The 11,744-nt window shown below is 31.8% G+C and carries 11 protein-coding genes; all 11 read left to right on the forward strand.

All coding sequences use genetic code 11. The features are described from left to right. The first annotated feature begins 58 nt into the window (after nt 1-58). On the forward strand, nt 59-1,126 hold the full coding sequence (gene aroB / locus CD036_RS02035) for a 3-dehydroquinate synthase (RefSeq protein ID WP_021458771.1): 1,068 nt from the start codon (nt 59-61) through the stop codon (nt 1,124-1,126). A gap of 9 nt (nt 1,127-1,135) precedes the next feature. Further along, nucleotides 1,136-2,434 carry a 3-phosphoshikimate 1-carboxyvinyltransferase gene (aroA, locus tag CD036_RS02040; RefSeq protein WP_103387887.1) on the forward strand — a complete coding sequence of 433 codons (1,299 nt, stop codon included), beginning with the start codon at nt 1,136-1,138 and terminating at the stop codon, nt 2,432-2,434. 5 nt (nt 2,435-2,439) lie between these two features. Continuing rightward, nucleotides 2,440-3,681 carry a tol-pal system YbgF family protein gene (locus CD036_RS02045; RefSeq protein ID WP_021458773.1) on the forward strand — a complete coding sequence of 414 codons (1,242 nt, stop codon included), beginning with the start codon at nt 2,440-2,442 and terminating at the stop codon, nt 3,679-3,681. Between the two features lie 14 nt (nt 3,682-3,695). Further along, a complete protein-coding gene (locus CD036_RS02050; protein ID WP_002511178.1) occupies nt 3,696-4,256 on the forward strand; it encodes a YpiB family protein in 561 nt (186 codons plus the stop codon). Between the two features lie 4 nt (nt 4,257-4,260). Beyond that, complete coding sequence (locus tag CD036_RS02055) at nt 4,261-4,857, forward strand: DUF1405 domain-containing protein (RefSeq protein ID WP_103387888.1); 597 nt, start codon at nt 4,261-4,263, stop codon at nt 4,855-4,857. 38 nt (nt 4,858-4,895) lie between these two features. Then, a complete protein-coding gene (locus tag CD036_RS02060; protein WP_002511176.1) occupies nt 4,896-5,591 on the forward strand; it encodes a zinc metallopeptidase in 696 nt (231 codons plus the stop codon). 165 nt (nt 5,592-5,756) lie between these two features. Beyond that, complete coding sequence (locus CD036_RS02065) at nt 5,757-6,068, forward strand: nucleotide pyrophosphohydrolase (RefSeq protein ID WP_002511175.1); 312 nt, start codon at nt 5,757-5,759, stop codon at nt 6,066-6,068. Between the two features lie 21 nt (nt 6,069-6,089). Continuing rightward, nucleotides 6,090-7,220: an N-acetyl-alpha-D-glucosaminyl L-malate synthase BshA gene (gene bshA, locus CD036_RS02070; RefSeq protein ID WP_002511174.1), complete on the forward strand. Its 1,131-nt coding sequence runs from the start codon at nt 6,090-6,092 to the stop codon at nt 7,218-7,220. Next, nucleotides 7,213-8,409 carry a CCA tRNA nucleotidyltransferase gene (locus tag CD036_RS02075; protein WP_103387889.1) on the forward strand — a complete coding sequence of 399 codons (1,197 nt, stop codon included), beginning with the start codon at nt 7,213-7,215 and terminating at the stop codon, nt 8,407-8,409. The genes bshA and CD036_RS02075 overlap by 8 nt, the downstream gene beginning before the upstream one ends. Beyond that, the gene (locus CD036_RS02080; protein ID WP_103387890.1) at nt 8,402-9,373 is read left to right on the forward strand and encodes a biotin--[acetyl-CoA-carboxylase] ligase; all 972 of its coding nucleotides are present in this window, start codon (nt 8,402-8,404) and stop codon (nt 9,371-9,373) included. The genes CD036_RS02075 and CD036_RS02080 overlap by 8 nt, the downstream gene beginning before the upstream one ends. Nucleotides 9,374-9,397: 24 nt before the next feature. Continuing rightward, nucleotides 9,398-11,744 (forward strand): exonuclease domain-containing protein (locus CD036_RS02085; RefSeq protein ID WP_258027381.1); only part of this gene is annotated, 2,347 nt, incomplete at its 3' end.

Consider the following 11,744-nt stretch of genomic DNA (forward strand, 5'->3'; position numbering starts at 1 on the left):
CCAAATATTTAACACGCAATTTAATTTTCAAATATCGATTTATAAGATAGGTGAGACTATGAAATTAGAAACAACATATCAATCCAATAATTATCCAATAATTGTTGAGCATAATGCTATACAGCAATTACATCCATTTGTGCAATCCTACAAAGATATTGTGCTCGTAGTTGATGCTAAAGTAGAAGAACAATGGGGCGAGACTTTGGATTTCATTACCTCTGAATATGACGCGCATAAACTTGTTATACCTTCAGGGGAAGCTACGAAAACATTAGCATATTATAATGAAATAATAGAGGAATTACTAAGTAAAAATCTAACACGTAATACTTGTTTACTTGCAGTAGGTGGTGGTGCAACAGGTGATTTCACAGGTTTTCTAGCTGCTACATTATTGCGTGGCGTGGATTTCATACAAATCCCAACTACAATTCTAGCGCATGATTCAAGTGTCGGTGGAAAAGTAGGAATTAATTCTAAACATGGTAAAAATTTAATAGGTGCTTTCTACAGACCTAAAGCTGTTATCTATGACTTAAACTTTTTATCAACATTACCGTATAGTGAAATTATTAGTGGTTATGCTGAAGTTTATAAACATGCGCTTTTAAATGATAGTCATGCTGTCCAAACTATAGAACAGCAGTATAACTCAAGACAACGTTTAAGTGACTTAGTAGATATCGAAACTTATATTTACAATGGAATTAATACAAAATTAAATATCATTATTCAAGATGAGAAAGAAAATAATGTCCGTAAACATTTAAATTTAGGTCATACTTTTGGTCATGCAGTAGAATATAAATTCAAAATTCCACACGGTCACGCTATTATGATTGGCTTAATATATCAATTTATAGTATCTAATATTAATTTGAATACAACTTTTGATATTCAACGGTTTATTAATTATCTTCATATTTTAGATTATCCTTTAACATTAATAAGTGACTTTGATTTTGACTCACTATATCAATTGATGTTAAGTGATAAAAAAAATGACGATGCCGGAGTACAAATGGTTTTATTACAAAACTATGGACAACCAATTGTTCAACACGTAGACAAAACCGTTCTCAAACAAGCATTTCACGAATTACAAACATATTTTAAAAAGTAGGTGACCCATTTGAGTAATAAAGAAATAATTGATGTCAATGGCCCTTTAATAGGCGAAATTGAAGTGCCAGGTGACAAATCCATGACACATCGCGGTATCATCTTAGGTTCTCTAGCAAGTGGAACTTCACGCATCTATAAACCTTTATTGGGTGAAGACTGCTTACGAACAGTTGAAATATTCCGTCGCTTAGGTGTTGATATTACTGTTAGTGCAGAAGTCATAACGATAAATTCTCCAGGTTATAAACATTTTGTCACACCACACCAAGTCTTATATACAGGTAATTCTGGAACAACGACAAGATTGGTGGCAGGTTTGTTGTGTGGATTAGGTATAGAAACTGTAATTTCAGGTGACACATCTATAGGTAAGAGACCAATGGATCGTATCATGAAACCATTAAAAATGATGGGAGCAAATATTTCAGGTATTAACGATAATTACACGCCTTTAATTATCAAGCCTGCAACAATAACTGGTATTGATTTCCAAATGGAAGTAGCAAGTGCTCAAGTAAAAAGTGCTATTTTATTTGCAAGTTTGTTTGCAGACAGTGAAACAACGATAAATGAAATCGATATTTCACGTAACCATACCGAAACAATGTTCCGCCATTTTGGAATTCCTATTGACTCACAAGGGACTACAATCAATATCAAACCTCATGCTATTGATCATATACAGCCTGCAGATTTCCATGTACCAGGAGATATTTCTTCAGCAGCTTACTTTATAGTTGCAGGATTAATTACCCCAGGCAGTGATATTACAATTCATAATGTTGGCATAAACGATACTCGTTCAGGTATCATTGATATCGTACAAAAAATGGAAGGCAACATTACTTTGTTTAACAAAACTGATGGGGCAGAACCAACTGCATCAATTCGAGTACAATATACACCTAACTTGAAAGGTGTGCATATCGAAGGTGATTTAGTACCTAAAGCTATTGATGAAATGCCAATCATTGCTTTATTATGTACACAAGCTAACAGTTCAAGTGTGATTAAAGATGCCGAAGAGTTAAAAGTCAAAGAAACCAATCGTATCGACACAACAGCAAATATGTTAAACTTGTTAGGTTTCATGTTACAACCTACAAATGATGGTATGATTATACATCCATCTCAGTTAGAACAAACAACAACAGTCGATAGTTTTACCGATCACCGAATAGGTATGATGTTGGCTATTGCGTCATTACTTACAACTGAAACATTGCCAATAAATCAATTTGATGCAGTTAATGTTTCTTTCCCAGGATTCTTGCCGAAGTTAAAACAATTAGAAAACGAGGGATAATTAAGATGCAAGATATCTATAAGCTTATTGATGATATCAACTTACAAAAATTAGACAATTTAGAAACACGTGTGAATGATGCACTGAGTTCACCAAATGACGATGCATTATTCATCTTAGGCGAAACTTTATTCAATTTTGGTTTAACACCACAAGCCGTTGAAGTCTTTCGTACTTTGTATCATAAATACCCTGATGAAAGTGAATTACTAATTTATTTAATTGATTGTTTAATCGCAGAAAACCAAACTGACGAAGCGCTTGAATATTTAAGTGAAGTAGGTGTATCTACTGAACGCTTAATGTTAGAAGCGGATTTATATCAACAACTAAACATGTTAGAGGTTGCGATAGATAAACTAACAGAAGCGATTGATTTAGAGCCTAATGATCCTATTATCCATTTTGCTTTAGCAGAACTTCTTTATTTTGATGGCCAATACTTACGTGCTACAGCAGAATATGAAACAGTTCTTGAAACTGGTGAATACGAAATTAATGGTGTTAATTTATTTTCACGCTTAGCTGACTGTAGTTTACAAAGTGGAAACTACAGTGACGCCATCAAAATGTTTGATGAAATGAATGAAGACGAAATGAATTCTGAAGACTTCTTTAAAAAAGCGATTGCTTATGAAAAAAATGATTTAACTCAAGAAGCTATAAAATTGGTACAATCATTACTTTCTAAAGACCCTGATTATTTACAAGGCTACTTTTACTTACAACAATTATATGAACAAGAAAAAAATTATCCAGATGCCATTGAAATTGGTAAAGAAGGGTTACGATTAAGTCAATTTTATAAAGAACTGATGGTTTCAACAGGTACAATTGCGCTTGAACACGGAGATGCAAATGAAGGCGTTGAATTATTACTACAAGCATTAGATGTAGATAATGCCTACCAAGAACCATTGTTAATTTTAAGCGACTTATATCGCAACGAAGAAGATTACGAATCCCTTATTGGGTTGATACAATACGTCGATGAGGAAGATATGGACCCAGTATTTATGTGGCATCTTGCACATGCGTTAGGTAAAGAAGAACGAGATAAAGAAGCTCAACATTTCTTTGCATTAGCATATCCAACTTTAAAAACACAAGTAGACTTTTTAAGTGACTATTATTTTTATTTAATTGAAATCGGCGATATAACTACTGCGAAACAATTACTATTACAGTTAGTTGAATTAGAGCCAAGTAATGATACGTGGCAGGATGAATTAGACAGAATTCAATAAATGAGGTGATTAAAATGACAGACAATTTAAATCAATTGAAAATAGACTTTATTGAATATTTACTATTTCAATATGAGTTTAAATCAAGAATCAGTGTCTGGACTTTAAATTATCTTAAAAGCTCTTTACAACAAGCAGAACGTATTCATTTTGTAGATTCAATCGTAAACAACCACGTTACATTAACACTAGCTACCATTCAATCTAATTCAAACGCCATTACATTACAAACGAATACCCAATTGTACAAAAATAGCAATGAAATTTTTAATTTCATTGCTAATTCTTCGTTTGCAATTGATATTAAAATAGATTTTGGTACGCAATTACGTAGAGAACGTCGTTTAGATGAATTACTGGTAGCGCAATTATTACAATCTCCATACTACATTACCTATTTCAATGATATATATACAATTCCTTTATCAAAGCATAAAGAAAATACGATTATAGCCAATTTGCAAGAAAATATTGATTTAAGTTTGCAAATGAATGATAAAGATCTTTTTTACCAACTAACTCAAATTTTAAATATTTTCAAACATAGAAATCATAATTCAACAATGAGGGATTGATAAGATGCCAATTAATTCACTATTAAATTTAATTACTTACAATAAAAAAATGCTATGGTTAATATTGCTATGTAACATATTAGGTACTTTGTATGGATATATATGGTACGGGGGACAACTAAGTGTAACTGATTGGCAATATAAAATATTTGTTCCTGATAGTCCTACCGCTTCACTTTTTCTTTGTATAGTATTGATTGCTTATTTATTTGATAAAAATCTACCTATTATTGAAGCATTAGCCTTTGTCACACTTATCAAATATGGTATTTGGGCTGTTATAATGAATATCATTATGTTTATTCAATACGATAATATAACTATAGTCGGATGTATGTTAATAATGTCTCATGGTATTATGGTATTAGAAGCTTTCTTATTTTATCGCCGTTTTAAAATTACACTAGTCGGTTTTATTGTTGCTATGATTTGGGCGTTTCACAATGATATTATTGACTATGTCTTTATGCAGTATCCATATTATGATTTTATTGAGTCTCATTTAGCAAGTGTAGCCTATCTTGCTTTTTGGTTATCGGTAATTCCATTACTATTGTATTTGATACGCTTGAAGCAATGTAAAACATTTGACCATTCTTAACGTTCACAGTAAAATGATAAACAAAGGAGTGAATTTTCTTGTCTTTTATTTATATGATAATATATTTTGTTATTTTGATGGTGTTACCACTTTGGGCACAGCATAAAGTAAAATCAAATTATGAAAAATATTCACAAGTAAGATCTACAAGTGGTAAAACTGGTCAGGAAGTTGCATTAGAAATATTACATGCGAACGGTATTTACGATGTTGATGTAGTAGAAGGACAAGGCTTTTTAACTGATCATTATGATCCACGTAAAAAAGTCGTCGTGCTTTCACCAGCTAACTTCAGCAGACCTTCAGTTGCAGGAACTGCAATTGCAGCCCATGAAATTGGACATGCAATCCAGCACGCGCAAGGCTATTTCTTCTTAAGATTTAGAACTGCTTTAGTGCCACTTGCTAATATTGGGAGTTCTATAGGGTATTTAGCTGTTTTTGCAGGTATTATTTTGACAAGTCTGCAAAGTACCTTAGGTTCAACAGCATTATGGATAGGTATTGCATTAATGTCATTCGCAGTTCTCTTTTCTATTATTACGTTACCAGTTGAGTTTAACGCTAGTAAACGAGCTATGCAGCAAATTCAACAATTAGATGTTGTAAATGAAAAAGAATATAAGCATGCCAAAAAAGTATTAACAGCTGCTGCTATGACTTACGTAGCATCTACTGCTGTTGCATTAGCAGAACTTGCTAGATTTATTTTAATTGCACGTTCAAGCGACTAATAATAATATTAAACACCTTTTCGTCAAGAAAAGGTGTTTTCTTATGTCCAATTTTCTTTCTTACTATATAGTTACTAATTACAATAAAGAACATTGCAACATTAATGCATGGCTGTATATTTTAGTCTATACTATATAAGAAATGATTTAAAAGGAGCGATTAATATGAAAACTATGAACACGATGCAACAAGAAGTCGATACCTATATAAGTCAATTTAAAACAGGATATTTTTCTCCATTAGCCAATTTAGCTCGTTTAACTGAAGAAGTAGGAGAATTATCTCGTGAAATTAATCATCTATACGGAGAAAAGAAAAAGAAAGATAGTGAAGCAGATAATACAATTAAAGCAGAATTAGGTGACAACCTATTCGTATTGCTATGTATTGCTAATTCATTAGATATAGATATGACTGAAAGTTTTAATGAAACATTAGATAAATATAATGGTCGAGATAAAAATAGATTTGAATAATAGAAAGGGTGAATCATCCTAATGAAAATTGGAATTACATGTTATCCATCAATGGGAGGCTCAGGCATCATTGCTACAGAACTTGGTATTATGTTAGCTGAACGTGGTCACGATATCCATTTTATTACTTCAAATATACCATTTCGAATACGTAAACCATTACCAAACATTACATTTCATCAAGTAGAAGTTAATCAATATGCCGTTTTTCAATATGCACCCTATGATATTACTTTAAGTACGAAAATAGCAGAAGTCATTAATGAATATGATTTAGACATTTTACATATGCATTATGCAGTACCGCATGCTGTATGTGGTATCTTAGCAAAACAAATGTCAGGTAAAGATATTAAAATAATGACTACACTGCACGGTACTGATATTACGGTACTTGGCTATGATCATACGTTAAAAAATGCAATCAAGTTTGGTATAGAAGGTAGTGACCTAGTAACGAGTGTGAGTCAATCTTTAGCCAAACAAACTCAAGATATTATTAATACTAATAAACCCATTGTGCCAATCTATAACTTTGTACGTGAACAGGAGTTTCCTACAAAAAGAGATAATCAACTGAAATCCGCTTATGGTATTGCAGATCATGAAAAAGTTATTATTCATGTGTCAAATTTCAGAGCAGTCAAACGGATAGATACTATTATAGAAACGTTTACCAAAATTCATGCTCAACTACCATCAAAATTACTTTTATTAGGCGATGGGCCTGAATTAATGGATATGAAGCAAAAAGCAAAAAGTTTAGGCGTTGAAGATCATGTGCTCTTCTTAGGAAAACAAGATTGGGTCAGTGAATTTTACCAAATGTCGGATTTAGTATTATTGCTCAGTGAGAAAGAAAGTTTCGGTTTAACACTATTAGAAGCAATGAAATCCGGAGTTGTACCAATTGGCTCCAATGCTGGTGGTATAAAAGAAGTCATAAAACATGATGAAACTGGTTTTATTGTAGATGTTGGAGATAGTGATACAGCAAGTGAATACGCCTTGCAATTACTAACAGATCAAAACTTATACAATAAGATGCAAACTGCCATGTTAGCAGATATTGACGCTCGTTTTGCATCCAATTTAATTACAGATCAATATGAAAGCTACTACAAAAAAATGTTAGAGGGAAATCATGAGTAACTTATTATTTGAACAAGCCAAACCCATTCTTCAACATATTAAATCTCAAGGCTACGAAGCTTATTTTGTAGGTGGATCCGTGCGTGATTATTTAATGAACAAAGATATCCATGATATAGATATTACTACAAGTGCGACGCCTGATGAGATCGAATCTATTTTTAGTAAAACTATTCCTATAGGTAAAGCACATGGCACAATTAATGTATTGTATCAGGATGAAGCCTATGAAATAACGACGTTTCGTACTGAAGGTGACTATGATGATCATCGTCGTCCTAATGATGTTGCCTTTGTTCGTGATTTATATGAAGATGTTAAACGTAGAGACTTTACTATGAATGCAATAGCTATGGATGAAAATTATCATGTTATTGATTATTTTCATGGGCAGCAAGATATTGCAGAGCGTATTATTACAACGGTAGGTGAAGCGAGCGAGCGTTTTGAAGAAGATGCTTTACGTATTATTAGAGGATTACGTTTTCAAGCACAGTTAGCATTTCATATTGAAACAAACACATATCGAGCGATGCAACAGCAAATGAGTCACATTTCCTTTTTATCTATTGAACGTATTGTAGTAGAATTAAAAAAACTTGTGCAAGCTCAACACGTTTCAGTAAGCTTTGAAAATATGAAACAACTAAAGGCTTTTACGTATATTCCATTTTTCCAACAATCAAATATGGACTCTATTACAATAACAGAGCCTATATCTTTTAACTTATTTATCGCGATAATCCAAGTTAAACAATCTACAGAACTGTCGTTAGCACAATTAAAAATTAGTAATCAAGAAAAACATACGATTCACGCTCTTAGCCAGTTAATGTCAGAAATAGGTGAATTACAAAGTAAAGCTACATTAAAACGTATCGTCTATGATTATGACATGAAATTATTATTAGAATTAGTAACACATAGAACACTACTTGAAGCGAATCAAATTAAGTTACCTTCGCCACTTATATTTAATAAAGCCACATTAGCTGAAACTGCTAAACAATTGCCAATTGATACACGTAAAGCACTTGCAGTTACTGGCAAAGATCTATTAGCACATTTACAACAACCTAGTGGTCCATGGATGAAAGATATATTAAGAAAGATAGAACTCGCTGTGATACAAGGTGAAGTGAGTAATTGCAAAACTGAAATTTTAGAATGGGTGGATAATAATGTCTAAATATAGCAAAGATGTGATACAAATTTTATATCAACATCACTTAGATTATGTTTCAGGTCAATACATTGCCGAACAATTAAAAATTTCACGTACTTCAGTGAAAAAAATAATGGATCAATTGAAAACTGAAGGTTGTGAAATTGAATCTGTAAACCATAAAGGTCATCGCTTAATAAATCTACCAGACAAATGGTATAGTGGACTTGTATTACCAATTATCGAAGCACAGCAACTATTTGATCATGTAGCGGTTTATGATTCCTTACTTTCAACACAATTAGAAGCGAAACAACAATTAGTAGGGAATAAAGATACCTTTTTAATACTCAGTGATGAGCAAACACAAGGGACAGGTAGGTTTAATCGGCCATGGAATTCTGCAAAACATAAAGGTTTATGGATGTCTGTCGTTTTGAGACCAAATGTCCCGTTTAGTATGATAACTACATTTAATTTGTTTATCGCTTTAGGCATACGTGATGCGATTCAACAATTTAGCAATGAAAAGGTATCAGTGAAGTGGCCCAATGATATTTATATTAAAGACAAAAAAGTATGTGGCTTTTTGACCGAAATGGTAGCGAATAGTGATGGTATTGAAGCGGTTATTTGTGGTATTGGCATCAACATGCACCATGACCACAACGATTTCACTGGTGAGTTAGCAGACAAAGCTACCAGTATCGGTATGCACACAAATGAACAACTTAATCGCTATTACTTTTTACAATCACTAATTAAAAATATAGAATATCGCTACAATCAATTTATTAATAATTCTTTTGACACTATTCGTGATGAGTATATTGCTGCATCGAATATTTGGCATAAACGTTTACGTTTTACAGAAAATAAAGAACAGTTTTATGGTGAAGTAATAGATATTGATAATAATGGCTTTTTACTAGTAACAGATGAAAACAATCAAACGAGAAAATTAATGAGCGCAGACATTGACTTTTAATATCTAAGAAAGGAGGATAACACTATGACTCAACCATGTTATGCAGTTGTGGATTTAGAAACAACAGGTAACCAATTAGATTTTGATGAAATTATACAAATAGGTATTACTTTTGTTCGTGAAAATAAAATAATTGGTACGTATCACTCTATGATAAAAACAGATTTAGATATTCCTCCATTCATTCAGGCACTTACTTCTATTGAAGAAGATATGCTAAGTCAGGCACCTTATTTTCATCAAATCGCACATGATATATACAACCAATTAAAAGATTGTATTTTTGTAGCACATAATGTTGCGTTTGATTTAAACTTTATCAAAAAATCATTCAAATCATGTGGTATAAAATTCAAACCTCGTAAAGTTATGGATACACTAGAGTTATTTAAAGTAGCTTTTCCGACAGATAAAAGCTACCAGCTAAGTGAACTTGCAGAAGCACATAATATACCTTTAAATAATGCGCATCGCGCAGATGAAGACGCTACAACAACAGCTAAATTAATGATTGTAGCATTTAAAAAGTTTGAGCAATTACCATTAGATACTTTAAAGCAATTATATTACTTAAGTAAAAATCTAAAGTACGATTTATTTGATATCTTATTTGAAATGGTCAGACTACATAATCAAACAGAAATTCCTAAAGACTTTGAACGTTTTGAACAAATCATTTATAAAAAGCAAAAAGACTTTAAAGCACCATCGTTGAATTATTCTGGCACATTAAAAACGTTGTATTCTGACATTACTGCTAAATTAAACTTAACTTATAGACCGCAACAACTTTATTTAGCTGAAATAATTTTGGAACAATTAATGCAAAGTGAAAAGGCAATGATTGAAGCACCTTTAGGTAGTGGTAAATCTATAGCATACTTACTCGCTGCACTAATGTACAATATTGAAACAGGAAAACACGTTATGATTTCCACTAACACCAAACTGTTACAAAACCAATTATTAGAAAAAGATATACCTATGTTAAAGCGTGCTTTAAATTATAAAATCAATGCTACATTAATTAAAAGTAAACGCGACTATATTTCACTAGGTCTAATTAGTCAAATTTTAAAAGACGAGTCTAATAATTATGAAGTCAACATCTTGAAGATGCAATTACTTATCTGGGTGACAACTACAAATACAGGTGATATACAAGAGTTGAACTTAAAAGGCGGACAAAAGATGTACTTTGAACAAAAGTTAGAAACTTATGTTCCAGTACGAGGAGATGTGCATTATTACAACTTTATAAAACGTAATGCACACAATATTCAAATTGGTATTACCAATCACGCACATCTTATACATTCAGCACAAGATAATTCAATTTATCAACTTTTTGATGATTGTATTATCGATGAAGCACATCGCTTGCCTGATTATGCGTTAAATCAAGTAACCAATGAGCTAAATTACGCTGATATTAAATATCAACTAGGTCTGATTGGTAAAACTGAAAATGATAAATTACTAAAATCAATAGACCACTTAGAACAACAACGTATTTTAGAAAAATTAGATATCCCACCTATAGATGTCTTTGGTTTAAAAACATCAATAAACGAAATACATGAGTTGAACGAGCAGTTGTTCACTACTATTTTTGACATTATTAAAGCTTCAGATATCTACGATGACGAAATGCATAAACTACATTTTGCTTATCATTTTGACCATGAACCAATTTTACGTGCATTACATGCCATAACGCATAAATTAAATATGACATTAGAATATTTTAATGGTATGAGTCACAAAGTTATTAAATCTGTACGCAAGCAATTGTTGTATATTAATGATCAATTTCGAGCTATTGAAAACAGTTTAAAACATGGACACACAAGTTATTTATCAATTAAAAATATTAATCAAAAATCAACTATTAAACTTAATGTTAAAGACTATAACGTTAAAGATGTTCTTACAAAACAAGTATTACAAAAATTCAACTCGTTAACGTTTATTTCAGGAACTTTGACTTTTAATCATTCGTTTAACCACTTCAAAAATTGGTTTAATGAGGATGTTGACTTTAATACTTACGAAATAGATAATCAAGTCTATTCTGCCAACAAGACAACTGTGTTTATGCCAAATGATGTCGTATCTTATAATTATAAAAATATAGATGATTACGTGGCTTCTATTATTAGCTATGTTGCTGAATATGTCTCTATAGTAGGGTCTAAATGTTTGATACTATTTACGAGTTATAAAATGATGCACATGGTTCAAGAATTACTAAACGAACTACCTGAATTTGACGATTATGTCATTTTAACGCAACAGCAAAATCAAAATTACAAAATTGTACAACAATTTAATAACTTTAATAAAGCTATACTATTAGGTACTGGAACGT

This window comes from Staphylococcus arlettae (assembly GCF_002902345.1).
Classification (GTDB): Bacteria; Bacillota; Bacilli; order Staphylococcales; family Staphylococcaceae; genus Staphylococcus; species Staphylococcus arlettae.

What these genes read in the sequence shown, in the direction of transcription:
- aroB (WP_021458771.1), top strand. Translation starts at nt 59, where the DNA reads ATGAAATTAGAAACAACATATCAATCCAATAATTATCCAATAATTGTT.
- CD036_RS02045 (WP_021458773.1), top strand. Translation starts at nt 2,440, where the DNA reads ATGCAAGATATCTATAAGCTTATTGATGATATCAACTTACAAAAATTA.
- CD036_RS02050 (WP_002511178.1), top strand. Translation starts at nt 3,696, where the DNA reads ATGACAGACAATTTAAATCAATTGAAAATAGACTTTATTGAATATTTA.
- CD036_RS02055 (WP_103387888.1), top strand. Translation starts at nt 4,261, where the DNA reads ATGCCAATTAATTCACTATTAAATTTAATTACTTACAATAAAAAAATG.
- CD036_RS02065 (WP_002511175.1), top strand. Translation starts at nt 5,757, where the DNA reads ATGAAAACTATGAACACGATGCAACAAGAAGTCGATACCTATATAAGT.
- bshA (WP_002511174.1), top strand. Translation starts at nt 6,090, where the DNA reads ATGAAAATTGGAATTACATGTTATCCATCAATGGGAGGCTCAGGCATC.
- CD036_RS02075 (WP_103387889.1), top strand. Translation starts at nt 7,213, where the DNA reads ATGAGTAACTTATTATTTGAACAAGCCAAACCCATTCTTCAACATATT.
- CD036_RS02080 (WP_103387890.1), top strand. Translation starts at nt 8,402, where the DNA reads ATGTCTAAATATAGCAAAGATGTGATACAAATTTTATATCAACATCAC.